General features: G+C 62.8%; 27 protein-coding genes and 1 tRNA gene. 11 read left to right on the forward strand and 17 right to left on the reverse strand.

Features of this window, described 5'->3' with window-relative positions:
- Positions 1 to 8 precede the first annotated feature (8 nt).
- On the reverse strand, positions 9 to 1,061 hold the full coding sequence (gene ada, locus DM807_RS14670) for a bifunctional DNA-binding transcriptional regulator/O6-methylguanine-DNA methyltransferase Ada (protein WP_012270452.1): 1,053 nt from the start codon (positions 1,059 to 1,061) through the stop codon (positions 9 to 11).
- Positions 1,062 to 1,131: 70 nt separating this feature from the next.
- On the reverse strand, positions 1,132 to 1,758 hold the full coding sequence (locus DM807_RS14675) for a DNA-3-methyladenine glycosylase family protein (RefSeq protein ID WP_012270451.1): 627 nt from the start codon (positions 1,756 to 1,758) through the stop codon (positions 1,132 to 1,134).
- Between the two features lie 171 nt (positions 1,759 to 1,929).
- Here DM807_RS14675 and DM807_RS14680 point away from each other — a divergent pair, with 171 nt between their 5' ends.
- A complete protein-coding gene (locus DM807_RS14680) occupies positions 1,930 to 2,445 on the forward strand; it encodes a sigma-70 family RNA polymerase sigma factor (RefSeq protein ID WP_012270450.1) in 516 nt (171 codons plus the stop codon).
- Entirely contained in the window at positions 2,432 to 3,388 is a 957-nt protein-coding gene (locus tag DM807_RS14685; protein WP_012270449.1) for a FecR domain-containing protein, read from the forward strand. Before DM807_RS14680 ends, DM807_RS14685 begins: the two co-directional genes overlap by 14 nt.
- Before the next feature lie 6 nt (positions 3,389 to 3,394).
- Here DM807_RS14685 and DM807_RS14690 read toward each other — a convergent pair whose 3' ends face one another.
- The 3 genes from DM807_RS14690 to DM807_RS14700 all read right to left on the reverse strand — a co-directional run bounded on the left by DM807_RS14690 (position 3,395) and on the right by DM807_RS14700 (position 6,089).
- A complete protein-coding gene (locus tag DM807_RS14690; protein WP_012270448.1) occupies positions 3,395 to 4,552 on the reverse strand; it encodes an MFS transporter in 1,158 nt (385 codons plus the stop codon).
- 83 nt (positions 4,553 to 4,635) lie between these two features.
- The gene (locus DM807_RS14695) at positions 4,636 to 4,773 is read right to left on the reverse strand and encodes a hypothetical protein (protein ID WP_171577253.1); all 138 of its coding nucleotides are present in this window, start codon (positions 4,771 to 4,773) and stop codon (positions 4,636 to 4,638) included.
- 101 nt (positions 4,774 to 4,874) lie between these two features.
- Complete coding sequence (locus tag DM807_RS14700; protein WP_012270447.1) at positions 4,875 to 6,089, reverse strand: MFS transporter; 1,215 nt, start codon at positions 6,087 to 6,089, stop codon at positions 4,875 to 4,877.
- A 184-nt stretch (positions 6,090 to 6,273) separates the two neighbouring features.
- Here DM807_RS14700 and DM807_RS14705 point away from each other — a divergent pair, with 184 nt between their 5' ends.
- Positions 6,274 to 7,206, forward strand: a complete 933-nt coding sequence (locus DM807_RS14705) for a FecR family protein (protein ID WP_179027491.1) — start codon at positions 6,274 to 6,276, stop codon at positions 7,204 to 7,206.
- A gap of 95 nt (positions 7,207 to 7,301) precedes the next feature.
- Positions 7,302 to 7,378: transfer RNA gene (locus DM807_RS14710), tRNA-Met, on the forward strand.
- An 89-nt stretch (positions 7,379 to 7,467) separates the two neighbouring features.
- On the opposite strand, the gene DM807_RS14715 is transcribed toward DM807_RS14710, so the two are convergent.
- Positions 7,468 to 7,752: a DUF4880 domain-containing protein gene (locus DM807_RS14715; RefSeq protein WP_012270445.1), complete on the reverse strand. Its 285-nt coding sequence runs from the start codon at positions 7,750 to 7,752 to the stop codon at positions 7,468 to 7,470.
- A 107-nt stretch (positions 7,753 to 7,859) separates the two neighbouring features.
- Positions 7,860 to 8,474: a LysE family translocator gene (locus DM807_RS14720; RefSeq protein WP_012270444.1), complete on the reverse strand. Its 615-nt coding sequence runs from the start codon at positions 8,472 to 8,474 to the stop codon at positions 7,860 to 7,862.
- Positions 8,475 to 8,639: 165 nt separating this feature from the next.
- On the opposite strand from DM807_RS14720, the gene DM807_RS14725 reads away from it, so the two are divergent.
- A complete protein-coding gene (locus DM807_RS14725; protein ID WP_012270443.1) occupies positions 8,640 to 9,557 on the forward strand; it encodes a LysR substrate-binding domain-containing protein in 918 nt (305 codons plus the stop codon).
- Here DM807_RS14725 and DM807_RS14730 read toward each other — a convergent pair.
- The 3 genes from DM807_RS14730 to DM807_RS14740 form a co-directional block, all read right to left on the reverse strand.
- Entirely contained in the window at positions 9,497 to 10,072 is a 576-nt protein-coding gene (locus tag DM807_RS14730; RefSeq protein WP_179027492.1) for a D-Ala-D-Ala carboxypeptidase family metallohydrolase, read from the reverse strand. The genes DM807_RS14725 and DM807_RS14730 overlap by 61 nt on opposite strands.
- 65 nt (positions 10,073 to 10,137) lie before the next feature.
- Positions 10,138 to 10,593, reverse strand: coding sequence for a ribosomal protein S18-alanine N-acetyltransferase (rimI, locus tag DM807_RS14735; RefSeq protein WP_012270441.1), 456 nt, complete (start codon positions 10,591 to 10,593; stop codon positions 10,138 to 10,140).
- Positions 10,590 to 11,375, reverse strand: a complete 786-nt coding sequence (locus DM807_RS14740) for an energy transducer TonB (protein ID WP_179027493.1) — start codon at positions 11,373 to 11,375, stop codon at positions 10,590 to 10,592. The genes rimI and DM807_RS14740 overlap by 4 nt, the downstream gene beginning before the upstream one ends.
- A 237-nt stretch (positions 11,376 to 11,612) precedes the next feature.
- Here DM807_RS14740 and mksB point away from each other — a divergent pair, with 237 nt between their 5' ends.
- From mksB to mksF, 3 genes are read left to right on the forward strand one after another with little or no spacing between them, the layout of a single operon-like run.
- Entirely contained in the window at positions 11,613 to 12,902 is a 1,290-nt protein-coding gene (gene mksB, locus DM807_RS14745; RefSeq protein WP_012270439.1) for an Mks condensin complex protein MksB, read from the forward strand.
- Positions 12,892 to 13,599 (forward strand): Mks condensin complex protein MksE, encoded by a 708-nt coding sequence (gene mksE / locus DM807_RS14750; RefSeq protein WP_179027494.1) that lies wholly within the window; start codon positions 12,892 to 12,894, stop codon positions 13,597 to 13,599. The genes mksB and mksE overlap by 11 nt, the downstream gene beginning before the upstream one ends.
- Entirely contained in the window at positions 13,596 to 16,427 is a 2,832-nt protein-coding gene (mksF, locus tag DM807_RS14755) for an Mks condensin complex protein MksF (RefSeq protein ID WP_012270437.1), read from the forward strand. The genes mksE and mksF overlap by 4 nt, the downstream gene beginning before the upstream one ends.
- A gap of 104 nt (positions 16,428 to 16,531) precedes the next feature.
- On the opposite strand, the gene DM807_RS14760 is transcribed toward mksF, so the two are convergent.
- The 5 genes from DM807_RS14760 to rplU all read right to left on the reverse strand — a co-directional run bounded on the left by DM807_RS14760 (position 16,532) and on the right by rplU (position 20,219).
- Entirely contained in the window at positions 16,532 to 16,993 is a 462-nt protein-coding gene (locus DM807_RS14760; protein WP_012270436.1) for a CreA family protein, read from the reverse strand.
- Entirely contained in the window at positions 16,990 to 18,108 is a 1,119-nt protein-coding gene (gene proB, locus DM807_RS14765) for a glutamate 5-kinase (protein ID WP_179027495.1), read from the reverse strand. Before proB ends, DM807_RS14760 begins: the two co-directional genes overlap by 4 nt.
- 85 nt (positions 18,109 to 18,193) lie before the next feature.
- A complete protein-coding gene (cgtA, locus tag DM807_RS14770; protein WP_012270434.1) occupies positions 18,194 to 19,420 on the reverse strand; it encodes an Obg family GTPase CgtA in 1,227 nt (408 codons plus the stop codon).
- A gap of 188 nt (positions 19,421 to 19,608) precedes the next feature.
- Complete coding sequence (gene rpmA, locus DM807_RS14775; protein WP_003247464.1) at positions 19,609 to 19,866, reverse strand: 50S ribosomal protein L27; 258 nt, start codon at positions 19,864 to 19,866, stop codon at positions 19,609 to 19,611.
- A 38-nt stretch (positions 19,867 to 19,904) separates the two neighbouring features.
- The gene (rplU, locus tag DM807_RS14780; protein ID WP_003247466.1) at positions 19,905 to 20,219 is read right to left on the reverse strand and encodes a 50S ribosomal protein L21; all 315 of its coding nucleotides are present in this window, start codon (positions 20,217 to 20,219) and stop codon (positions 19,905 to 19,907) included.
- 244 nt (positions 20,220 to 20,463) lie between these two features.
- Here rplU and DM807_RS14785 point away from each other — a divergent pair, with 244 nt between their 5' ends.
- The 3 genes from DM807_RS14785 (at position 20,464) to DM807_RS14795 (ending at position 22,268) form a co-directional block, all read left to right on the forward strand.
- Entirely contained in the window at positions 20,464 to 21,432 is a 969-nt protein-coding gene (locus DM807_RS14785) for a polyprenyl synthetase family protein (protein ID WP_012270433.1), read from the forward strand.
- A 167-nt stretch (positions 21,433 to 21,599) separates the two neighbouring features.
- Complete coding sequence (locus DM807_RS14790) at positions 21,600 to 21,938, forward strand: zinc ribbon domain-containing protein YjdM (RefSeq protein WP_069943228.1); 339 nt, start codon at positions 21,600 to 21,602, stop codon at positions 21,936 to 21,938.
- Positions 21,939 to 22,022: 84 nt separating this feature from the next.
- Positions 22,023 to 22,268 carry a PA4570 family protein gene (locus tag DM807_RS14795; RefSeq protein WP_012270431.1) on the forward strand — a complete coding sequence of 82 codons (246 nt, stop codon included), beginning with the start codon at positions 22,023 to 22,025 and terminating at the stop codon, positions 22,266 to 22,268.
- 127 nt (positions 22,269 to 22,395) lie between these two features.
- Here DM807_RS14795 and bamJ read toward each other — a convergent pair whose 3' ends face one another.
- Both bamJ and DM807_RS14805 read right to left on the reverse strand, forming a co-directional pair.
- Positions 22,396 to 23,013: a BamJ family beta-barrel-assembly machinery protein gene (gene bamJ / locus DM807_RS14800; protein ID WP_012270430.1), complete on the reverse strand. Its 618-nt coding sequence runs from the start codon at positions 23,011 to 23,013 to the stop codon at positions 22,396 to 22,398.
- A gap of 85 nt (positions 23,014 to 23,098) precedes the next feature.
- Positions 23,099 to 23,404: a DUF6482 family protein gene (locus DM807_RS14805; protein WP_012270429.1), complete on the reverse strand. Its 306-nt coding sequence runs from the start codon at positions 23,402 to 23,404 to the stop codon at positions 23,099 to 23,101.
- Positions 23,405 to 23,494 lie beyond the last annotated feature (90 nt).

Here is a 23,494-nt window from a genome sequence, read left to right on the forward strand (position 1 = left end):
TCTGGCAATCAGGAGAGTGCCGTCTCTCGCTTCAGCAATTGCTCTTTGCGCTCCACGCCCCAGCGGTAGCCGCTGATGTCGCCATCCCGGCGCACCACGCGGTGGCAGGGGATGGCCACGGCAATGGGGTTGGCCGCGCAGGCCATGGCCACTGCACGCACGGCCTTGGGCGCGCCAATGCGCTCGGCAATGTCGGTGTAGCTGACCCGGCTGCCGGCCGGCACCTCGCGCAGGGCCTGCCACACTCGCTCCTGAAACGCGGTGCCTTGCACATCCAGCGGCAGGGCCAGGCCCAGCGCCGGGGCCTCGACGAAACCGATCACTTCGGCGACCAGCCGTTCGTAGGCGCTGTCACCGCCTATCAGGTGAGCCTTGGGGAACTGGTCCTGCAAGGCGTTCAACAAGGCTTCGGGGTCGTCACCCAGCAGGATCGCGCATATGCCCTTGTCGCTCTGGGCCACCAGAATCGCGCCCAGCGAGCACTGCCCCAAGGCAAAATGGAGGGTAGCCCCGGCACCGCCGGCGCGGTACTGCCGTGGGCGCATGCCCAGGCGCTGGTCGGCGCTTTCGTAGAAGCGGCTGTTGGAGTTGTAGCCGGCGTCGTAGATGGCATCGGTGACCGAGCGCTGGCCGTCTTCCAGGTGCGCGCGCAAGCGACGGGCGCGGAAGGCCGTGGCGTAGGCTTTGGGGGTAACGCCGGTTTCGGCCTTGAACAGCCGGTGCAGGTGGAAGGGGCTGACGGCCAGTTGCGCACTGAGCTGGTCGAGGCTGGGCGCGGGGTCGCTGGTTTCGATCAGCCGGCAGGCGCGGGTGACCAGCTGGCGATGGCGGGCGGTGCTGGCCTTGCCGATACAGCGTTTGCAGGCGCGATAGCCCGCGGCTTCGGCAGCAGCGGGGGTGTCGTAGAAATCGACGTTCGTGCGTTTGGCCAGGCGTGATTTACAGCCAGGGTGGCAGTACACACCAGTGGTGCGTACGGCGTACACGAAGTGGCCTGTGGCGGTGGCGTCGCGGGACTCGACAGCTTGCCAGCGTTGGTCGGGGGTGGTGTAGAGGGTCATGGTTCAGCATCCAGATAAGTTGTCGCCTGTACTGGCCCGCGAAAGGGCCGCAACGGGCAATGCAATAGCCTCAGGCACGCCACAGATACCAGGCCGCCACCGTACGAAACGGCCGCCAAGCGCCCCCCAGCGAGCGCATCTGCGCCGGTGTCGGCGCCTTCTCCAGCCCCTTGAGCCGCCGGTACCCTTCACGCACACCAAAATCGTCCACTGGCAAAATGTCCGATCGCTCAAGGCTATAGATCAGCAGCATCTCGACCGTCCATCGCCCTACCCCACGCAGCGCCACCAGGCGTTCGATCAAGGCCTCGTCGGCCATGGCCAACGCCTGCTCCCGCGTCGGCACCAAGCCCTCCAGACTGGCTTGAGCGATACCCTGGATCGTCGCCAACTTGCTCGCCGAGAAGCCGCAGGCCCGCAAGGTTTGCGGGGTAACCGCCAGCAACTGCTCTGGCTGCGGGAAGGCATTCGCCGGAAACAGAGCCAGCAACCGCCCCAGGATCGCTTCCGCCGCACGCGCGTGCAGCTGCTGATAGGCAATCGCCCGCACCAACGCTTCGTAAGGCTCACGTCCCGAGGTGGCCTGGTGCAGACAAGGCCCGGTCGCCGCAATGTGCCGCGACCAGTCCGGGTCAAGTGACGCCAGGTGTGCGGTGGCCTCGCGGTAGGCCTCGGGGGAAAGGTCGGCCAGAATCATGGCAACTCCGTCAAGTCGATTGCAGGTCCAGCTTAGCGCAGCCGCTCATCGGGCAAACGCCGGTTCTTGCGCGGCTAATTCCTGGCATACCATTGCTCCGCGCCATCCTCCCCGCATAGAATTGAGAACCATTCACAATCGCACACATCACGGGACCGGGCCTTCGCTACGATGCAGTTCAACGACACGCTCAAACCGACCGAGGTCGCTCTGCTCTACCAGTCCCACCATGCCTGGCTGCGCAGCTGGTTGCGCAGCCGGGTCGGCTGTAGCGAACACGCCGCAGACCTGGCGCAGGATACCTTCGTGCGCGTGTTGCGCGCCCGCCAGGTGTCGCCGCTGAAGGAGCCGCGCGCCTACCTCAGCAGCATCGCCCGTGGCTTGATGATCGACCAGTTCCGCCGCCGCGCGCTGGAACGGGCTTACCAGGAAAGCCTGGCTAACCTGCCCGAAGCCGAAGTGCCCAGCGAAGAGGACAGGCTGGTCATCCTCGATAGCCTGGAACGCCTCGACCGCGCCTTGCACCAGTTGAAGCCGCGCGTGCGCCAGGCGTTCCTGCTGGCACAGCTCGACGGTTTGAGCATCGTGCAGGTCGCCCAACGCCTGGAGGTGTCCAGGGCCACCGTCGAGCGCGATCTGGCCAAGGCCCTGGGTGTCTGCTATCGGTTGCGCTATGCCGATGCCTGATGATACGCCGGCACAGGTGCAGGTCGATCAGGCCATCGACTGGTTGGTGAAACTGCGCTTCGACAGCCCCAGCGCGCGTACCGAGCAGCAGTTTCAGCAGTGGCTGGGCAGCCACCCGCACAACCCCTTGGCCTGGCAGCGGGTCAGTCATCTAAGCGACGAGCTGGCCGGGCTGCCCAAGGACCTGAGCCGACGCACCCTGGAGGGTAGCCAGCGCCAACGCGTCAGCCGCCGGGACCACCTGAAGTTGCTGGGGCTGTTGGCCGTAGGCGGCAGCCTGGGCTGGGCCGCACGCGAACCGCTGGGCCTGCCACAACTGCTGGCCGACAGCAGCACCGCCACGGGTGAACGGCGCCAGTGGCAAAGTACTGACGGTAGCCGTATCCAGCTCAACACTGCCAGCGCCATCGACCTGCACTTCAGCGCGCAGCAACGCCAGCTGGAGCTGATACGGGGCGAAATCAGCCTGGACAGCAACCCGAATGACAACCGCCCGTTCCACATCGACACCCGTATCGGTCCGCTGACCACCGTCGATGGCCAACTGTTGCTGCGTGAAAACAGCCAGGGCCTGCTGCTGTCGGTGCGTCGAGGTGAAGTCACGCTGTTCCCTGCCTCGGCCTCACCGAGGCAGGTGCTGCCAGGTGAAACCTTGCAAGTCGGGACCAACGGCAGCATCCAGGCGTTGGCGCTGCACAGCGACCCTTGGGGCTGGACTGACGGGGTACTCAGCGTGCAACAAATGCCACTTGCCGAATTTGTCAGCGAACTCGGCCGCTACCGCCCGGGCCTGTTGCGCTGCGCTCCAGAGGTGGCGGGCCTGAAGGTTTCAGGCACCTATCAGTTGGCCGACACCGAGCAAATCCTGCAGTTGCTCAGCCGCAGCCTGCCGGTGCGGGTCGACTACAGGACCCGCTACTGGGTAAGCATCGGCGCGGCGTGAGGGGCATTATTCCGCCACAGCCCGCATCCGCCCTGCACGCCGATACGACTGCCTGGCAAAGCACACGAACAGCCCGGCCATCAGTGCCAGCGCCATGGGCAGGCCATGCGGCGCGACGTTCATGGCTGCCCCACTGACCAACGGCCCCACCAGGCTGCCCACGCCCCACAACAAGCCCACGCTGGCATTGGCTGTCACCAGGTCCTGGCCCTTGAAGCGCTGCCCGATCAGCACCAGCGCCAGGGTATAGATGCCCCCTGCCACCGCGCCCAGCACCACCAGCAGCGGCCACAGCAGCCAGGTCAGGTTCAGCAGCCAAGGCAAGCCGATGCCGATCGCCATCGCCACCAGCCCGCACGCCAGGTGCAGCCCGGTGCGCTCGACCCGGTCGGCCAACCAGCCCAACGGCAGCTGGAACAGCATGTCGCCGGCAAACACCACCGTCACCATCAACGCCGCCACGCCAACGGCAAAACCATGGCTGGTGGCGTAAACCGGCAGCAGCGACAGCACCACGGCATCGAAGAACGAGAAGAACAGCACGGCCATGCACAACGCCGGCGCCACACGGAAAAACCCGGCTAGGCCGAAGCTCTTTTCGCCCTCTTCGTGTTCGACATGGTCGTTGGGCACGGTCAGCACGATGCACAGCAACGCCAGCCCATAGCAGACCGTGACGACACCCGTTATCCAGGGGCTGTTTGCGCCCAGCACTGCCAGCATGGCTGGGCCAAGCACCTGAAAACCGGTGAAGCTGGTGGCGTACAGGGCCATGATCTTGCCGCGGTTGTGCTCTGGGCACAGTTCGTTGACCCACGACTCGCCGAGGATGATGGCGATCCCCATGCCAAGCCCCAGCCCCAGGCGTAACAGCGCCAGCAGCCACAGCGAGCCGAAAGCCGATTCAAGCAAGGCAATGCTGACCGTGCACAGGCTGAAACACAGCAGATAGATGGTGCGCCGGGTGAGATGACGGCAACAGGCGTCGACCAGAAACGCCGAGAGCATCATGCCTGCGGCAGGGATGGCCGAGATGATGCCGATTTCCAGGGTGCTTGCCCCCGCCTCATGCAGGCGCAACGACACCAGCGGCAAGCTGGCCCCCAGGCTGAAACCCACAACCGAAACGGCGAACAACAGGCCCGCCAGTAAACGCATGTTCATGTACCACTCCTTGCAAACCGAAAAGACGTGCAGACACAGGCGCGCACGCCGGGGCGGCGAGCGACGCAAAAGCGCAGATCAGTTCAGGCGAGGTGTGGCGAAAAGGTGAAGGCAAACAGCACGCTGCGGCGGCGCTTGAGTACCGTGTCGCTCGGCCATGCACGACGCAGGGCCTGGAAGGCAGGCTGGCGGGCGCTGGGCAGGGATTGGGTACGGCACATTGCTTTGGCTACTACGCAGGTGGTTGAAAAAAAGAGGCGGCACTCTAGGCCAAGGGTGCCCAATCGTCAATCGTCGGGGCTGCTTTGCAGCCCCGCTTGCATCAGCGCTTACCGGTGCTCGGCAACAACACCGCCAGTAGCCCGAACAATGGCAGGAACGAGCACAGCCCGTACACATACTCGATACCGCGCAGGTCTGCCACATACCCCAACAGCGCCGCGCCAATGCCGCCAAAGCCGAACATCAAGCCGAAGAAGATCCCGGCAATCATGCCCACACTGCCCGGTACCAGTTCCTGCGCATACACCACGATGGCCGAGAACGCCGACGCCAGGATAAAACCGATCACCACGCTCAGTACCGTGGTCCAGAACAGGTCGGCATACGGCAGCGCCAAGGTGAACGGCGCCACGCCCAGGATCGAGAACCAGATCACCGCCTTGCGCCCGATACGGTCACCGATCGGCCCGCCAAAGAAGGTGCCCGCTGCTACCGCGCCGAGGAACAGGAACAGATGCAGCTGCGAGCTGGCCACCGATACACCGAACTTCTCGATCAGGTAGAAGGTGAAGTAGCTCGTGAAGCTGGCCATGTAGAAGTACTTGGAGAACACCAACAGGCCCAGCACGATCAGCGCCGCGATCACCCGATTGCGCGAAATGCCGTGGGTGGCTTGCACCGCCTTGCGCGCCTTGGCCTGGTTGAGGTGCTCCTTGTACCAGCCGCGCAGCATCAGGGTGACACCGAGGAAGAACAGCCCGGCCAGGCCGAACCAGGCCACGTGGGTCTGGCCGAACGGAATGACGATGGCCGCCGCCAGCAGCGGGCCCAGTGCTGAACCGGTGTTGCCGCCCACTTGGAAAGTCGACTGGGCCAGGCCGAAACGCCCACCCGAAGCCAACCGCGCGATACGCGAGGTTTCCGGGTGGAAGGTCGACGAGCCGATGCCCACCAGCGCCGACGCCAGCAAGATCATCGGGAAACTGCCGACGAAGGCCAGCATCACGATGCCCACCAGTGTGCACAGGGTGCCTAGGGGCAGCAGGTTGGGCGTCGGTCGGCGGTCGGTGAAGAAGCCGACCCAGGGCTGCAACAGCGAGGCGGTGATCTGGAATGTCAGGGTGATCATGCCAATCTGGGCGAAGCTCAGGTCGTAGTTGGCCTTGAGCATGGGGTAGATCGCCGGCAGTACCGACTGGATCAGGTCGTTGATCAAGTGCGCCAAGGCACAGAAACCGATGATGCGCATCACCAGCGGTGTGGCCTGGTTGGCCGTTGCAGCGGTGGATGCGGTGGAGGCACTACTGGTGGCCATTTGCCTAAATCTCCGTCCTCAGGTTTGGGATCCGATTATCGGGAAACAAATAGATACATAGCTACCTTTTTTATCCCTCTGTCGCAACGTACTTGAAAATGGTTCTCAATATAATTAGCATCCTTGGCTCATTATCCCTGTCATCGTTGGGCGAAACGGCCCCTATCGTGAGCAGACCGAACCCATGAGCCCGATGCCCGCCAAGCAACTGCAGCCCGACCCACAGCAGGAAGCGCTGGAGTGGTTTTCGTTGCTGCGCCAGCCCGGTTGCGACGACACCCAGCGCCAGGCATTCGCGGCCTGGTGCCAAGCCCCTGAGAACGCACACGCCTATGCCGAGCTGGAAACGTTCTGGCAACAACTGCAACCACCCCCCGCTCGCCCTCGCCCACGGCAAGTCGCTGTGCAGCGCAGCCACCTGGGCAAATGGTTGGCGGTTGTATTCCTGCTTGGTTTGGGCGCCGCAGCCTACCTGTACTGGCCGCTGATGCAACGCCTGGCCAGTGAGCTGCACACCGATGTGGGCGAGCGCCGCAGCACGCGCCTGGCAGATGGCACGACATTGAACCTGGACAGCGCCAGCGCGATGAACGTCGACCTGCGCGGGCGCACCCGCCTGCTGCACCTGGTGCAGGGCCAGGTGTTCATGGAAGTGATGCTCGACGGGCGAGCCATGGAGGTAGAAGTCGGCAACGCCCGCATCCAGGTGTACGGCACCCGCCTGCAGGTAGCCCGCCATGCCGGGCGTGACGAACTCGTGGTACTCAGTGGCAAGGCCATGGTCACCCAGGGCGGTGAGCAGCGCATGGTCTCGGCGGGTGAGCGGGTGACCTTCGATGGCAAGCGCGTCGACCCGGTGCAGAAGGCCGACCTGAAAACCGCCGACAGCTGGCGCAGCGGTCGCCTGAAAGCCACCGACATGCCTTTGGGGCAAGTGCTCGAACGCCTTGCCGGTTACCAAGGGCAGCGTCTGTGGATGATGGATGAACAAGTGGCGCATCGACGCGTGAGCGGCGATTTCAATCTCGACCGGCCTGGCGAAAGCCTGCAATCCCTGGCTGACGCCCAGCATCTGCAACTGCAGGGCGTGCTGGGACACTGGCTTGTGGTGCGCTGAAACAGGGGCTGGCTGCTAAGTTTTTGAAAGCGTGCAAATTTTTTTTGAAATGAGTGTTGACAGGGGGGCCGTTCAAGAGAATAATGCGCGCCATCGGCTACATAGCTCAGTTGGTTAGAGCATAGCATTCATAATGCTGGGGTCCGGGGTTCAAGTCCCTGTGTAGCCACCAAACAAGACGAAGGGCTTACCGCAAGGTAAGCCCTTTTTCTTTGCCTACGAAAAAGTTGTCGCCTGGCGATAGGCTGGCCCCTGCTGCAGCTACAGCGCCAATGACAGCGCCAATACCACGGCCACGATCAAGGCCAGTGCCTTCAGCCCCCGGCTCGAAAGGCGCTGCTGATTGCAGCTCAGTTGCGCGCTGCATGCAGGCGCCTGCTTGAGCACTTGCATGGGGCCCAGAGTTTCATGCATGCGCTGGAATGCTTCCAGATGCTCACTGTCCTGCGCTAACCAGGCACGGAACGCCTCACGGTCGCGCCCACTCGGCTGGCCCTCCAGACGCACCAGCCATTCGGCAGCTTCGTGAAGGATTTCCGGGCTCACAGACAGGCCTCAGCGGCGGCAGATGGGGTTGGTATCATCGCGAAGCTTCGCAAATGGGAATGATTCTATTCTAAATGGCCATCACCCCAACATGCAATCATCCCCGCTCAACGGATACCGGCCACCGCCACTGCCAGGCCAAGCCCGATCAACGCCAGCCCAATGACGCGGTCCACCAGCACCTGACGGTCGATCATTGCCTTGCGCAATGCTGTGCTGGAGAAAAACACTGCGACCAGGCTGAACCAAAGCCAATGGGCAAAGGACATGAATGCGCCGTAGGCGAATGCCTGCTTCAATGGGCTACCAGGTTGCACCACCTGGGTGAAGGCGCTGATGACGAATAACATGGTCTTGGGGTTGAGGGCGTTGGTCAGAAAGCCGGTGCGCAGCGCTTGCACCATGCTGGCGGCCGATTGACCGCCCCCCTCAAGGCTGATGCGTTGAGTATTGGTAAGCGATTTGTAGCCCAGGTAAACCAGATAGCCCGCGCCCAGTACTTTCATGCCCAGGAACAGCGCCGGGCTCTGGCTGATAACCACGGCAATGCCCAAGACCGTATACAGCACGTGCACTTGTACCCCCAGGGCGATACCCATTGCGGCGGCCAGCCCGGCCTTGCGGCCCTGTGCATAACTGCTGCGAGTGACCATGGCGAAGTCGGCGCCAGGACTGATGACGGCGAGCAGGGTAAACAAGGCGACGGCAATTAGTTCGGTCATGCTGAGGGGCTCTCGATAGGCGATGAAAATGCGCAGACCGCGTTATTATCGAGTGCTTATAGAAGAGTAAAAATCGATTTAAAGTGCTGTAAATCTGATAGTTTTCCTCACAGACAAGCAAAACGTTAACCTGTGCAAACGCTTGCACAGGCCAGCAGGAAGACCATGAAACTGCCGCCATTAAATGCCTTGCGTTACTTCGACATCGCCGCCCAAACCGAGAACTTCGTGCGCGCCGCCGAACACTTGCACGTCACTCACGGCGCGGTCAGCCGCCAGGTACGCCTGCTTGAAGAAAGCCTTGGCGTCGAGCTGTTCGAGCGCCGTAACCGGGCCATTTTCCTCACCCCCGCCGGCCGAGCCCTGCAAGGCACTACCCAGGCAATATTCGAACAACTCGAAGGCGCCGTGCAGCGCTTGCAACAACAGGCCCGCGACAATGTGCTGGTGCTGTCCTGCGAGCCGACCATCGCCATGCGTTGGCTGATCCCACGCCTGCCCCGCTTCCATGCTGCACACCCCGACCTGCAGTTGCACCTGGTGGCCGCAGGCGGGCCGCTGGACTTCGCCCGCAGCGGTGTCGACCTGGCAATCCGCCGCGACGACTTCCACTGGGGCAACCAGCTGTACAACCAGAAAATCTGTGACGAATGGATCGGCCCGGTGCGCCACCCCGGCGCCCCCATTCAACTGGACGGCCAGCGCTTGCTGCACAGCACCACCCGCCCCGCTGCATGGCCCACCTGGCTGCGCCTGAGCGGCCAGCAGGCACTGCACAACGAACGCAGCGACTACGAGCACTTCTACCTGTCTATCCAGGCCGCCAGCGCCGGCCTGGGCCTGGCCATGGCCTCAGCCCTGATGGTGGGCGACGAACTCGACAGCGGGCAGTTGCAGGCCCCCTACGGTTTTGTGCGCGACGGCTCGGCCTATCACCTGCTTAGCCCACTGCCCCTGGACGACAACAGCAAACGCCAGCGCTTCGCCGAGTGGGTAATGGACGAATGCCGGCGCTCTCTGGCTCATTTGGGCTTGCTGCAGAACGACGACCCCGCACTGCCATCGCCACCCCAGGTGCGATAACCGGCGGTATCCACGTGAATGCGGCCTGAAGGATAGCGCCCCAGGCCCATGTTCCAGGCCTGCCCGTGCTGCTGCCAGAAACGGCACAGCGGGTTGGGGTCGGCCCAGGCTGGCAGCAAGATATCGACGGCGAAAGCGCGCATATGCGCACTGTTCGCTGCCCCGCCGGCGCAGGCGTTCAGTCGCGGCTCACGGTAAGCCGAAACCACCTCGAACTGGCGCAGGATGCCTTGGTCATCGAGTGTCTTGATCAACGCAAGGGTGGTGCGCACAGCCGGCCAATTGTCGGCGGGTGGCACGGCGAAAGGCGACGCTCGGCACAGCTTCCAGTCCGAGGCCGACCGCAGCAACTGATGGATAGGCACTACCCCATATAGACGGGCATCGACCAGCATTTCACGAAAGGGCCGAGTTTGATGGTCACCAGCCCACTGGGCGAACATCCACACGTCGCGCTCATCGGCGTGAGCAGCCCCGGCAATCAACAGGCCTGCTACAAGAAGCAGTTTTTTCATCCTTAAGCCATCCGTGCTTGGAGAACAAAGAAAACCACGCCGTGGCTGCTATCGATTAAGCCAGGTCAATCCTCAAGCAGCGTGCAGGCCATCACCAGGGCATCTTCACGGCCACCAGCAATCGGATAATAGTCACGGCGCCGGCCGATTTCGTTGAAACCGTAACGTTCGTATAGACGATAAGCCGACTGGTTGCTGGCGCGTACTTCCAGGAAACATTCGCGACCATTGAGCTGGTAGGCCCGGGCCATCAGGTGCTCGAGCAGGCGCAGGCCCATGCCGCAACCCTGGTTTTCCGGCTTTACGGTGATATTGAGCAGGTGGGCTTCGTCGATGATCACGTTGATTACGCCATGGCCCACTTGCTGCTGGCCGTCGAACATCAGCCAGACCTCGTACGACTTGAGCGCATCCTGAAAGATTCCGCGGGTCCAGGGATGACTGAACGCGGCATATTCGATCTTAAGCACGGCATCCAGATCCGCCTCGGTCATCGGGCGGAAACTGATCGAGTCACTCATTCAACGCTCTTCCAGCGCGCCATCAGCTGGCGCATGGCTTTCCAGACGTCCGCCTTGCGTTGCGGCTCGTCCATCAACAGTTCAAGGCCCGGCAGCGCCCAGGCGTCGCCCAGGCCGTCCAGCTTAAGGGGTTGGTAATAGGCCTCGGCATCGGCATTGGCGGCAAAGCGCAGTGCCGGCAAGCCAATCAGCCACAGACAGGTGCTCGGGGCGTCTTCCAGGCGGGCCTGGACAAAACCCTGGACGAAATCGCGCGCGGCCTCCGGGCCCTGGTCCATGTTGCCGCGCACCAGCAGCGGCCAGCGCACAGGCTCGCCGATGATCTGCGGGGCGTCGGGCAGGCCGGCGGCACGCAGCATGTCCTTGAGCAGCAGGTAGGACGGGTCGCGGCTCTGGAACGGCTGGCCTGTGGCCAACTCCACCAGCAATAGGCAACTGCCGGCGCGCAGCAACTGCAACGAGAAGCGTGGAGGTGGCACGGGCGCCGGGCGGGGTGCCGCCGGCTGCTCTTCGGCCTCGACCGGCTTGGCGGCGGGTTTGGGCGCGCTGTTCGGGCGCGGGATCTCGATTTTCGGCCGTTCGCCGGAACGGGCCTGGGGTGTGGCGGGAGCGTCATTTGCAGCCGATGCCGGCCTGATTTCGAAATCGACATCCTCGACCGTCGCCACCGGCAACAACAGCTCCGGCCGCGACGGTGCGGCGAACGGCAGTTCGGCGCGCGGCAACCAGTGCACCACTTGCATGGCGGAAAGGTAGGCGCGGCGACGGGGTTCGGTGAGCAAGGGATGGGTATCCGAGGGGTGAAGACAATTGGGCATTCTAACGTGTACGCCTTGGTTTTTGCAGCGCCTATCAGACCGAGCGCCGCCGGTGCGGCGCTCGCTCTCAAAACCGCCCCAAAAACAACGCCATACACCTACTAGCCATAAGGTTATCCCTCATTACAGACCAAGGGGTGAAAACCTCCCCCCGGGATGCAGTACAATCGCCCCCTTTTTCTTGGCAACGAGTCGAAGCCAATGATCGAACCCAAGCGCGTCCTGCGCGCCCTAGCCGAACACTGGGCCCTGATCGAGCCGCTGTGCGAGCGTTTCGACCAGGGCACCCTGAGCCTGGTCGAGTTGCGCCAGCATGTGGCCCGCCAGCAGCTCGAAAGCACCCCGCAGGACATCACCCAGCTACTCGACGTGTGGATCCGCCTGGATATCCTGGTCCCGGTTGCCAAGAGCCCGAACCGTTTCGAGCTCAACGCGCAGATCCACGACTTCCTCGCCTACCTGCGCCGCGAACACCGGCTGGGCCTGTGCCTGGAAATCGAAGCGTACTTGCGCCACCTGGAACGCCTGGCCGGGCACATCCAGGATGCCTTCGACAATCGCGACAGCGACGACCTGGCGCGCCAGCTGCGCCTGCTCGACATGCGCGTGCGCGATGTGCTGAAAAAACTCGACAACGACGAGCAGGCGCTGGTAGCCGTGGCCGAACGGGCCAAGACCAGCAACCGCCAGATTCCGCTGCGCCAGCGGTATGCCGAAGTACTCGCCACCTGGGACGAATACGTCGAGCCGATGATCCAGCTGGTCAACGCCGACGGCGCCTTCGAGCAGGGCGTACGCAAGGTCGAGACCGTGCTGTTGAAGCTGCTGGGCGAACAGGCGCGCCTGGGCCACCTGGTCGATGACGACATGTTGCTGCGTACCCACGCACGCATCCTGGAAATGCAGACCAGCGCCCAGCTGACCCTGCGCCACGCCCGCGAGCTGCTACTGCCACTGCGCGAAGAAGCACGCCGGCACAATGCCGTGACCCGTGGCGCCGCACTGGCCCTGTCGGTGATCCGGCGCAAGGGCATCGATGCCGTGCCGCAAGCGGCCATGCCGATGTTCACCCGCCCGCAAAGCACCTTCCTTGGCAGTGCCAGCCAGGTCGAGGCCTACGTCTACGCCCTGGCCCGCTTCGAACCCAAGCCAGCGCGCTTCCCCAAGGCCCACAAGACCCAGTCCGGTGCCCTGCCCCGCGCCCCGCGCACGGTGAAAGAAATGGCCGAACGCTGCGAACAAGCCCTGCCGCTGCCTGACCTGATGGTCTGGCTGCTTGAGCAGGAGCCCGAGGGTGCTACGGACGAGTTGCTGTACTGGTTCTCGCGCCTGTCGCGGGAAAAACGCTTCAAGCGCGAACGCCTCGACCGCCGCGAGTACACCACCCAGGAACACCTGGTCAGCCTGCGCTCGTTCGCCCTGACCTCCAGCCGCGAAGACGCCGCCAGCGCGCCTACCGAATCCAACGCGAGCCCAGCCCATGCATCTTGATCTTTCCGAACTGTCCCAGCTCGCGCCGATCTTCCGCGAGCTGTTCAAAGGCTTCCACGTCAGCCGCCGCGACCCCGAGTTGTATGCGCAGCTGTCGAATTTCCAGGACCAGTACCGCACCCTGTTCAAGGCCCTGGGCTTCGAACTGGTGTGCGACACCCGTGGCTTCTACTACTTCGTCCCGGACATGACCGCCGCCCAGGTCAACAAGACCGCGCAGCGCCTGTCGCTGTTCACCTTCATCCTGGTCGAACACCTTGCCGACCAGGGCCGTGACCCGATGGCCGTACTCGACGGCGGCAGCATTGGCCGCGACGAACTGCCCTCGCTGCTGGACAAGTACCGCGACCTGTTCCTGCAAGCCGAAGTGCAGACAGTGGACGAGCTGGAAGAAAAGATCCTGCGGCGCATGACCCAGCTCGGCTTCGCCCACGAGGAAGGTGGTATCTACCGCTTCCTGCCGCCCATGCACCGCTTCCTCGATGTGTGCCTTTCGGTGCAGCAAGACCGCGACCTAGCCGCCACCCTGCACAGCGACCTGCCGCTGCCGCCCCCGGTACTGGTCGAGGAAGAAAGCGCCGAAGAACTCAACCGTACCGACGACCCGCTCGACCTCACGCCCTTCGAGGGCGAGGAAAGCGAAGAGGACGCGCTGGCCCGGGCCATCCGCGAAGAGCAACAGGAGATTGACGCATGAGCCAGGAACGCTACGGCATCCGCCGCTTCGCATTGCTCAACACCGCCGGCTACAGCCTTGGCCTGTTCCCGCTGGAGCACCCGCTGTCGGTGTACGGCGCCAACAACCTGGGTAAATCGGCGTCGATCAACGCCCTGCAGTTCCCTATCCTGGCGCGCATGTCGGACATGAGCTTCGGCAAGTACAGCCTCGAGCAGTCGCGCCGCTTCTACTTTGCCAGCGACACCTCGTACATACTCTGCGAACTGAGCCTGCCCCACGGCCCGCACGTGATCGGCGTGGTCGGCCGCGGCCCGGGTGGCGGTTTCGGCCACCAGTTCTTCGCCTACAAAGGCGAACTGGACCTGGCCCACTACCAGAAAAACGACACCTGCCTACGCCAGAAAGAGCTGTTCACCAACCTCGAGCGCCTTGGCATCAAGGCTTATGAAGTGAAGCCGGACGAACTGCGCCGGTTGCTGGTTGGCGGCCACACCTCGGTGCCGCTGGACCTGACCATGATCCCGCTGCGCTCCACCAGCGAACAAAGCCTGAAAACCTTCCGCGCGCTGTTCATCAACCTGCTGCACATGCGCGAAATCACCGCGGCCAAGCTCAAGCAGCTGTTCCTCGACGCGTTCGAGCACAGCCTGCGTTCAGGCAGCGTCGACTACATCGCGGCGTGCGAAGAGGCCTTCCGCGACGTACGCCGCATGGAGCAGGACTACAACGCCCTGGTTGCTGCCGGCCCACTGGTCGAGGCCCTGGCTGGTGGTGTTGCCCAGCGCGACATCCTGCGCGGCAAGCTGCACCGCATTTCGCCTGTGCTCGACACCCTGCTGGGCACCTGGCAGGAATACGCCATGGCGCGCAAGGAAGAGCTGGTCATCCAGTCCGAGCACTACCGTGGCGAGCAGGACCGCCTGCAGAACGATCAGCGCGGCGGTACCCAGGAACTGATGCGCCTGGAACGTGAAATCACCGGTATCCAGCGTTGGCTGGGCGAGCTGTCGGTGCTCAAGCACCGCTTCGCCCTGGTCGATGACGTCAAGGTGCTGGAGCAGCAGTTGCTGGCGGCCAAGGACGCCCACGACGAACTGGCCGGCGCCCTGGCCCAGTCGCGGCAGTTCAGTGCCGAAGACCTGGACGAGCGCGTGCGCGACCTGGAAAAACGCCTGAAGCAGGTCAAGCAGCAGCTGGACCACGCCGACAACAACAGCTACGCCCGCCTGCGCGAAGAGTTCTCGCAGCAGGACGTCGACCGCCTGATGCGCCTGTTCAACGGCGCACTGTTCAGCCTGCCGCTGGGCGACCGTGGCATCGAGCTGGACGACAGCGACCTGTGGGTGAAAACGCTGGAAGCGGTGCTGGATGGCTTCAAGGGCGAACGTTTCGAAGCCCCGGGCCTGGCCATCGACTTGACCCACATCGACCCGCCGGCACTGCAAGCCCTGGCGGACCGCGCCGCCCTGCGCGACCAGAAAGAGCGCCTGGAAAAAGAGCTGAAGCAGCTCAAGACCCAGCAAGCCGTGGCCGCCGACCGCTCCGCCTCCAAAGCGCAGACCGAAACCCTGTACCAGGAAGTGCTGGATGCGCAGAAAGCGCTGGAGGACTTCCGCCGCAGCCAAACCCTGGCCGCCGAAGAGCCCGAGAAGCTGGAACAGCTGTCGCAACTGGAAGCCGCCCAGGACGAACTCAAGCGCTCCAGCGATGCCTTCACCGAGCGTGTCCAGCAGCTGTCGGCCAAGCTGCAGCTGGTCGGTAGGCAGCTTGGTGACCTGGAGTCCAAGCAGCGCACCCTGGAAGACGCCCTGCGTCGTCGCCAACTGCTACCGGCCGACCTGCCCTATGGCACGCCGTTCATGGAAGCCATCGACGACTCGATGGACAACCTGCTGCCGCTGCTCAACGACTACCAGGACAGCTGGCAAGGCCTGCAACGTGTGGATAACCAGATCGAGGCGCTGTACGCCCAGGTGCGCCTGAAAGGCGTGGCCAAGTTCGACAGCGAAGACGACATGGAACGCCGCCTGCAGTTGCTGGTGAACGCTTATGCGCACCGAACCGACGAGGCCCTGACCCTGGCCAAGGCCCGCCGCGCTGCAGTCACCGACATCGCCCGTACCCTGCGCAACATCCGCAGCGACTACGACAGCCTCGAGCACCAGCTGGCCTTGTTCAACCGTGAGATCAACAAGCGCCAGGTGTCCAACCTGGAAAGCTTCCGTGTGGTACTGGCGCCGAACAAGGAAGCGCTCAAGCACATCGACCAGATCATCCACAGTGCCGGCCAGTACGAAGAAGGCGAAACCCTGTCGGTGTTCGACCTGACCCAAAGTGCCGATCAGGACAACAAGAACGAAGAGGCCAAGGAATACCTGGCACGCCTGGTGGCAGCCAACCACAACCAGTTGGGCCTCAAGGACCTGTTCGAGCTGGCGTTCGAGATCACCAAGGTCAACGGCCAGCCGATCATCCACGCCGACATCGACGGCGCAGCGTCCAACGGCACCACCATGACCATCAAGGCGCTGACCAACATGTACCTGTTGCTGCACCTGATGGACCGCGACCTGGCCGGTCGCATTCGCCTGCCGTACTACCTGGACGAAGCGGCGGACATCGACGAACGCAACCAGGCGGCACTGCTGGAAACCAGCCTGCAGCTGGGCTTCGTGCCGATTCTGGCGAGCGTGAAGCCGCAGGTATCGGCACGCGTGGCGATCGACCTGGAAGGTGGCAGCGGGCCAAACGGCATCTACATCGACGAGGCGGACTGGAAGTTCATCAGCCGGCTGGATGAAGTGAAGGCGGTTGTGCGTGAGGATCAGGCCGAGGAATTGGCCTGATATCGGTGTGATGGGGCCGCTCCTACAGGGATATGTGCTCCCCTGTAGGAGCGGCCTTGTGTCGCGAAAGGAGGCCGAAGGCCTCCCGGCAATCTACCAGGCTATCAATGAGCCCAAGGCAAGATCGGTATCGCGGTCACCGCATTCTGCGGGCTGCCTTCGATCATGCGGTCGCTGTACACCAGGTACACCAGCGTATTGCGCTTCTTGTCCAAAAAGCGCACCACCTGCATGGTCTTGAACACCAGCGAGGTGCGTTCCTTGAACACTTCCTCGCCATCCTTCAACTCACCCTTGAAGTTGATCGGCCCAACCTGACGGCAGGCAATCGACGCCTCCGCACGGTCTTCCGCCAGCCCCAAGCCACCCTTCATGCCGCCAGTCTTGGCCCGTGACAGGTAGCAGGTCACGCCCTCGACCTTGGGATCGTCAAACGCTTCGACCACAATGCGGTCGTTCGGCCCAAGGAACTTGAAGACCGTGGACACCTGGCCGACTTCCTCGGCCCCGGCCAGCATTGGCAGTGCCAGCGCTGCCACGGCAATCACCCGCTTGAACAGGCTCATACCAGCACCAGATTGTCGCGGTGTACCAGCTCAGGCTCGGCGCTGTAGCCAAGAATCGACTCGATCGCGTCCGAGGGCTGGCCAATGATCTTCTGCGCCTCCAGGGCGCTGTAGTTGGCAAGGCCGCGGGCCACCTCGATACCGTCCGGGCCAACGCACACCACCATCTCGCCACGGCGGAAGCTGCCCTGCACGGTCTTCACGCCGACCGGCAACAGGCTCTTGTTGGCCTGGCGCAGTGCCTGCACGGCACCGGCATCCAGCACCAGGGTGCCACGGGTCTGCAGGTGGCCTGCCAGCCATTGTTTGCGCGCAGCGAGCATGCCGCGCTCGGGCGACAGCAAGGTACCCAGGCGCTCGCCCGCCTTGAGGCGATCCAGCACGCGCTCGATGCGGCCACCGATGATGATGGTGTGGGCACCGGAACGGGCAGCCAGGCGCGCTGCGCGCAGCTTGGTCTGCATGCCGCCACGACCCAGGGCACCACCGGTACCACCGGCCACGGCATCCAACGACGGGTCGTCGGCACGGGCTTCGTAAATCAGTTGGGCTTGCGGGTTGTTACGCGGGTCGGCGTCGAACATACCATCGCGGTCGGTGAGGATCACCAGCAGGTCGGCCTCGACCAAGTTGGCTACCAGCGCCGCCAGGGTGTCGTTGTCACCGAAGCGGATTTCGTCGGTGACCACGGTGTCGTTTTCGTTGATTACCGGCACCACACCCAGGTCGACCAAAGTGCGCAAGGTGCTGCGGGCGTTCAGGTAACGCTTGCGGTCGGACAGGTCGTCATGGGTCAAGAGGATCTGCGCGGTGTGCTTGCCGTGTTCGCCAAAGCTCGACTCCCAGGCCTGCACCAGGCGCATCTGGCCGAGCGAGGCCGCCGCCTGCAGCTCGTTCATCGCGCTCGGTCGCGTAGTCCAGCCCAGCTGGCTCATGCCGGCAGCAACGGCCCCGGAGGAGACCAGTACCAACTCCACGCCTGCCTCACGCAGCGCGACCATCTGCTCGACCCAAACGGCCATGGCGCCGCGGTCGAGGCCCTTGCCATCGGCGGTCAGCAGAGCACTGCCAATCTTCACGACCCAGCGCTTGGCGCCCGTCACCTTGCTTCGCATCTTCTTCCAACCTATGTCGAATCTGTAGATACCGTGGATACAAAAACGCCGCTCCAGAGAGCGGCGTTTAGTGTACTGCAACCGATCAGTCGCGCACGTAAATGATTTCCGGGCCGTCTTCGTCGTCCTCGAAATCATCATCCCAACCGTCATCGTCGCCGATGTCGTGCACGCTCTTGACGCCGGTGCGACGCAGGGTACGGGCGTCGTCCAGGGCCTGCAGCTGGGCACGGGCTTCGTCTTCGATGCGCTGGTCGAGGTCGGCCAGCTCTTCGGCGTAGGCCGGGTCGTTGGCCAGGCGATCGGCGCGGTCTTCGAGGTAGCGCATCAGGTCATGGCTGAGCTTGTCGGTACCCTGCTTGGAGATAGCCGAGATCACGTAGACCGGGCCTTCCCACTCGAGGCGATCAATCACTTCCTGAACACGTTCATCACGCTCGTCGTCCATGACCATGTCCGACTTGTTCAGTACCAGCCAACGCTCACGCTCGGCCAGCGACGGGCTGAAGCGGGTCAGCTCGTTGACGATGACTTCGGCGGCATCGGCCGGGCTGCTTTCATCCAGCGGTGCGATATCCACCAGGTGCAGCAGTACGCGAGTACGCGCCAGGTGCTTGAGGAAGCGGATACCCAGGCCGGCACCCTCGGAAGCGCCTTCGATCAGGCCGGGGATGTCGGCGATGACGAAGCTCTTCCAGCGGTCGACGCTGACCACACCCAGGTTTGGCACCAGGGTGGTGAACGGGTAGTCGGCCACTTTCGGCTTGGCGGCCGAGACCGAGCGAATGAAGGTACTCTTGCCGGCGTTCGGCAGGCCCAGCAGGCCGACGTCGGCCAACACCTTCATTTCCATCTTCAAGTCACGCTGGTCACCCGGTTTGCCTGGGGTGGTCTGGCGCGGCGCACGGTTGGTGCTGGACTTGAAGCGGGTGTTGCCCAGGCCGTGCCAGCCGCCTTGTGCAACCATCAGCTTCTGGCCAGGGGTCACCAGGTCACCGATCACTTCCTGGGTCGAGGCGTCAATCACGGTGGTGCCGACCGGCACGCGCAGGAACAGGTCTTCACCCTTCTTGCCGGTGCAGTCGGTGCTGCCGCCGTTGGAGCCGCGCTGGGCTTCGTGGTGACGGGTGTAGCGGTAGTCGACCAGGGTGTTCAGGTTTTCGTCGGCAACCATGTACACCGAGCCACCATCACCGCCGTCACCGCCGTTGGGGCCACCGTTCTCGATGAATTTCTCGCGACGGAAGCTCATGCAACCGTTGCCGCCGTCACCGGCTTTGACCCGAATCGATACTTCGTCAACAAACTTCATTAAAACCGCCTCTCGTCGGCAGACGAGCTGAATGACTCAAAAACATGAGGCTCTTGCAAAAATGAGCGCGGCGGCCCCGTACGACCGTAGAAACCAACGCCGGCAACCCAGACAAACAGCTTTGCAAGAGGCTCACCACAAACGAAAAAGCCCCGTCGCATGACGGGGCTTCTGGAGCGACGTCGCGATTAAGCGGCGACGATGCTCACGTAACGGCGCATGAACTCGCCTTTCTTCTCGAACTTGATCACGCCTTCGATCTTGGCGAACAAGGTGTGGTCCTTGCCCATGCCAACGCCGTAGCCAGCGTGGAATTCGGTGCCGCGCTGACGGACGATGATGTTGCCTGGCTTGATAACCTGGCCGCCATACATCTTCACGCCAAGGCGTTTAGATTCTGAGTCGCGACCGTTACGAGTACTACCACCAGCCTTCTTGTGAGCCATGGTTCAATTCTCCAAATAAATTCAGGGGATCTAGGGGATTAAGCCTGGATGCCGGTGATTTTGATCTCGGTGAACCACTGGCGGTGGCCCATACGCTTCATGTGGTGCTTACGACGACGGAACTTGATGATGCGAACCTTGTCGTGGCGGCCTTGCGAAACGACTTCGGCCACTACTTTAGCGCCAGCAACAACTGGAGCACCGATGGTGACTTCTTCACCGTTGGCGACCAGCAGAACGCGATCGAAGGTCACGGATTCGCCAGTGGCGACTTCCAGTTTTTCGATCTTGAGGAATTCACCTTCAGCGACTTTGTACTGCTTGCCGCCGGTAACGATTACTGCGTAAGACATGGTATTTCTCCGATAATCCTGCTCACCCAGCGCTTTATATGATGAGTATTGGCTGGCATGGCTGCACAGGGCTGGAACGGCCCGGCGCAATTGCGTAAGGCAGGTGCTGCCCAGGAAGTTAGGGTGCGCGATTGTACGCAACCGCGGTTTTGCTTGCAAGTACCGCCCCCGGCCAGCTGGCACCGCGCCTTGACACACCGGGACCCGCGACCTAGCATGCCGCGCAACCTCACTGGAGCAGCCGATGCAACCCCAAACCTTCTACCGCGCGGTGGCTGATGATTTCAGCGCCGTCGACGAGATCATCAAGAAGCAGCTGACCTCGCGCGTGCCGCTGGTATCGAAGATCGGCGACTATATCACGTCGGCCGGTGGCAAGCGCCTGCGTCCCCTGCTGGTACTGCTGTGTGGCAAGGCCCTGGGCCGTGAAGGCGACGACCTGCGTCTGCTGGCCGCCACCATTGAATTCCTGCACACCGCCACCCTGCTGCACGACGACGTGGTCGACATGTCCGGCATGCGCCGTGGCCGCTCCACCGCCAATGCCCTGTGGGGCAATGCGCCGAGCGTATTGGTGGGTGACTTCCTTTATTCGCGCTCGTTCGAAATGATGGTCGAACTGGGCTCGATGCCGGTCATGCAAATCCTCTCCAAGGCCACCCGGGTGATTGCCGAGGGTGAAGTGCTGCAGCTGTCGCGGGTACGCGACGCCAGCACCACCGAGGAGGTCTACATGGAGGTGATTCGCGGCAAGACCGCGATGCTGTTCGAAGCCTCGACCCACAGCGCCGCAGCGCTGGCCGAAGCCACTGATGAGCAGCGCGAAGCCCTGCGCACCTTCGGCGACCACCTGGGCGTGGCCTTCCAACTGGTCGACGACCTGCTGGACTACAAGGGTGACTCGCAAACCCTGGGCAAGAACGTCGGTGACGACCTGGCCGAAGGCAAGCCTACCCTGCCGCTGATCTACACCATGCGCGAAGGCACTGCCGAGCAGGCCGCACTGGTTCGCCAGGCGATCCAGAAGGGTGGCCTGGAGGATCTGGAGCAGATTCGCGTGGCGGTCGAAGAGTCCGGCGCGCTGAAGTACACCGCAGAGCTGGCGCGTGATTATGTGAAGCGTGCCATTGCATGCCTCGAAGTACTACCAGCCAGCGAATACCGGGATGCGCTGGTTGAGCTGAGCGAGTTTGCGGTCGCGCGTACTCACTGACAGACAGAGTCGTCTTCATTCGCGGGCAAGCCCGCTCCTACAAGGACTGCGCCGCCTGTAGGAGCGTGCTTGCCCGCGATGCTTTTGTCCGGACATAATCACTTCTGGAAAAATACCTTTTACAATGTGGGCTTTTAACCGCCCGTCTGTTTGTTTGAGGATCCGAAGTGAGCACTCTGCCACCCTGCCCAAAATGCAACTCCGAATACACCTATGAGGATGGCACTCAGCTGATCTGCCCTGAATGCGCCCACGAGTGGTCGGCCAGCGGCGATGCCGAGGCCATCGACGAGGTGGTGAAAAAGGACTCGGTCGGCAACATCCTGCAGGACGGCGACACCGTCACCGTGATCAAGGACCTCAAGGTCAAAGGTTCGTCCCTGGTGGTCAAGGTTGGCACCAAGGTCAAAAACATCCGCCTGTGTGACGGCGACCACGATATCGACTGCAAAATCGACGGTATCGGCGCCATGAAGCTGAAGTCCGAATTCGTGCGCAAAGTCTGATTACACAAAAATCCGCCAATTGGCGCTTGCTATTTTGATAATAAGAATTATTCTCATTGGAACCGCTTTCCAAGGAGAATAGCCATGACTTATCTGATCGACGCCTGGCTGGACCGCCCTCACCCCTACCTGCGCATTCTTCATCGGGAAACCGGCGAAGTGTGTGCGGTGCTTGAACAAGATGCACTTGACGAATTGCGTGACCAGGGCGACCTGGACATGAGCGGGTTGAATTCGAGTGAACCTGGGGTACTGAAGGAATTGGTGCGGAACTTGTTTCTGTTCTGCTATGCGCGGGCATTGCGCCCGATGGGGACAGATTGGAATTGAGGCCAGCAGGGCTGGCCTCTTCGCGAGCAAGCCCGCTCCCACAGCGACCGCGCAAGGTTTGAGTTCTGCGCAATACCTGGAGGAGCGGGCTTGCCCGCGAATGGGCCGCAATGCGGCCCCGAGGGCATTACAGAACGTCGAGCAACTCGACGTCGAACACCAGTACGCTGTGCGGCGGGATGCTGCCAACGCCTTGGGCACCGTAAGCCAGCTCGCTCGGCACGTACAGGCGCCATTTGCTGCCAGCGTTCATCAGCTGCAGGGCTTCGGTCCAGCCAGCGATCACACCACCAACCGGGAATTCAGCCGGCTGGCCGCGCTCGTAGGAGCTGTCGAACACGGTGCCGTCGATCAGGGTGCCGTGGTAGTGCGTACGCACGTTGCTTTCGCGGGTCGGCTTGGCGCCTTCACCTGCGGTCAGTACTTCGAACTGCAGGCCCGAAGCCAGGGTGGTGATGCCATCACGCTTGGCGTTTTCGGCCAGGAATTCCTTGCCAGCGCCAGCAGCGGCTTCAGCCTTGGCGGCCGCTTCGGCTTGCATGATGTCACGGATCACTTTGAAGCTGGCCGACAGGTCGGCTTCGCTGACGCGGCTGTCGGCGCCGTTGAAGGCGTCGGTCAGGCCGGCCAGGATGGCTTCCAGGCTGACGCCTGGTGGCGGGTTGTCGCGCAGCTGGCCGCCCAGCTGACGGCCGATACCGTAGCTGACGCGCGTTTCGTCGGTGGACAGATTGAGTTCGGACATTGTCGTGCTCCACTGCAGGGCGCAGTGCAGCCGCGCCCTTGATGAAAAGGGCGAGCAGCCTAGCACACTGGGGCGCGGCGAGCAGCTACCAGGCCGAGCGTTGGGAGATCGGCACCTTCAGGTCTTCTTCCGGGTGCGTACCCATGCCGCACATTTCGTCCTGCACCGACCAATGCACCAGGTTCATCGAGACCATGGGGATGGTTTGCAGCAACTTGCGCGCATCTTCCACCGAGTGCACGCGCAAGCGTTCACCACGGGTATCGGACAGAGGGTGAGCGTGGCCTTTGACCCGGGCCTCGAGCAGGTAGTCACCGCCTTCGATGGCGATCAGGTTCAGTTCGTCGACATGGCCAGCCCTGGCCTCGGTGTTGAGCTGATGCAGGTTCATGAGAGCACCTCGCGATTAGAACCACGCATGAGTGCTCATTTTTTCTACAGGCCAGCCGAAAGCACAAGCCAGAAACAACACCGCCCGTCC

Origin of the sequence: Pseudomonas hunanensis, assembly GCF_013393325.1 — a bacterium.
Taxonomy (GTDB): Bacteria; Pseudomonadota; Gammaproteobacteria; order Pseudomonadales; family Pseudomonadaceae; genus Aquipseudomonas; species Aquipseudomonas putida_P.

What these genes read in the sequence shown, in the direction of transcription:
- ada (WP_012270452.1), bottom strand. Translation starts at nt 1,061, where the DNA reads ATGACCCTCTACACCACCCCCGACCAACGCTGGCAAGCTGTCGAGTCC.
- DM807_RS14675 (WP_012270451.1), bottom strand. Translation starts at nt 1,758, where the DNA reads ATGATTCTGGCCGACCTTTCCCCCGAGGCCTACCGCGAGGCCACCGCA.
- DM807_RS14680 (WP_012270450.1), top strand. Translation starts at nt 1,930, where the DNA reads ATGCAGTTCAACGACACGCTCAAACCGACCGAGGTCGCTCTGCTCTAC.
- DM807_RS14685 (WP_012270449.1), top strand. Translation starts at nt 2,432, where the DNA reads ATGCCGATGCCTGATGATACGCCGGCACAGGTGCAGGTCGATCAGGCC.
- DM807_RS14690 (WP_012270448.1), bottom strand. Translation starts at nt 4,552, where the DNA reads ATGAACATGCGTTTACTGGCGGGCCTGTTGTTCGCCGTTTCGGTTGTG.
- DM807_RS14695 (WP_171577253.1), bottom strand. Translation starts at nt 4,773, where the DNA reads ATGTGCCGTACCCAATCCCTGCCCAGCGCCCGCCAGCCTGCCTTCCAG.
- DM807_RS14700 (WP_012270447.1), bottom strand. Translation starts at nt 6,089, where the DNA reads ATGGCCACCAGTAGTGCCTCCACCGCATCCACCGCTGCAACGGCCAAC.
- DM807_RS14705 (WP_179027491.1), top strand. Translation starts at nt 6,274, where the DNA reads ATGAGCCCGATGCCCGCCAAGCAACTGCAGCCCGACCCACAGCAGGAA.
- DM807_RS14720 (WP_012270444.1), bottom strand. Translation starts at nt 8,474, where the DNA reads ATGACCGAACTAATTGCCGTCGCCTTGTTTACCCTGCTCGCCGTCATC.
- DM807_RS14725 (WP_012270443.1), top strand. Translation starts at nt 8,640, where the DNA reads ATGAAACTGCCGCCATTAAATGCCTTGCGTTACTTCGACATCGCCGCC.
- DM807_RS14730 (WP_179027492.1), bottom strand. Translation starts at nt 10,072, where the DNA reads ATGAAAAAACTGCTTCTTGTAGCAGGCCTGTTGATTGCCGGGGCTGCT.
- rimI (WP_012270441.1), bottom strand. Translation starts at nt 10,593, where the DNA reads ATGAGTGACTCGATCAGTTTCCGCCCGATGACCGAGGCGGATCTGGAT.
- mksB (WP_012270439.1), top strand. Translation starts at nt 11,613, where the DNA reads ATGATCGAACCCAAGCGCGTCCTGCGCGCCCTAGCCGAACACTGGGCC.
- mksE (WP_179027494.1), top strand. Translation starts at nt 12,892, where the DNA reads ATGCATCTTGATCTTTCCGAACTGTCCCAGCTCGCGCCGATCTTCCGC.
- mksF (WP_012270437.1), top strand. Translation starts at nt 13,596, where the DNA reads ATGAGCCAGGAACGCTACGGCATCCGCCGCTTCGCATTGCTCAACACC.
- DM807_RS14760 (WP_012270436.1), bottom strand. Translation starts at nt 16,993, where the DNA reads ATGAGCCTGTTCAAGCGGGTGATTGCCGTGGCAGCGCTGGCACTGCCA.
- proB (WP_179027495.1), bottom strand. Translation starts at nt 18,108, where the DNA reads ATGCGAAGCAAGGTGACGGGCGCCAAGCGCTGGGTCGTGAAGATTGGC.
- cgtA (WP_012270434.1), bottom strand. Translation starts at nt 19,420, where the DNA reads ATGAAGTTTGTTGACGAAGTATCGATTCGGGTCAAAGCCGGTGACGGC.
- rpmA (WP_003247464.1), bottom strand. Translation starts at nt 19,866, where the DNA reads ATGGCTCACAAGAAGGCTGGTGGTAGTACTCGTAACGGTCGCGACTCA.
- rplU (WP_003247466.1), bottom strand. Translation starts at nt 20,219, where the DNA reads ATGTCTTACGCAGTAATCGTTACCGGCGGCAAGCAGTACAAAGTCGCT.
- DM807_RS14785 (WP_012270433.1), top strand. Translation starts at nt 20,464, where the DNA reads ATGCAACCCCAAACCTTCTACCGCGCGGTGGCTGATGATTTCAGCGCC.
- DM807_RS14795 (WP_012270431.1), top strand. Translation starts at nt 22,023, where the DNA reads ATGACTTATCTGATCGACGCCTGGCTGGACCGCCCTCACCCCTACCTG.
- bamJ (WP_012270430.1), bottom strand. Translation starts at nt 23,013, where the DNA reads ATGTCCGAACTCAATCTGTCCACCGACGAAACGCGCGTCAGCTACGGT.
- DM807_RS14805 (WP_012270429.1), bottom strand. Translation starts at nt 23,404, where the DNA reads ATGAACCTGCATCAGCTCAACACCGAGGCCAGGGCTGGCCATGTCGAC.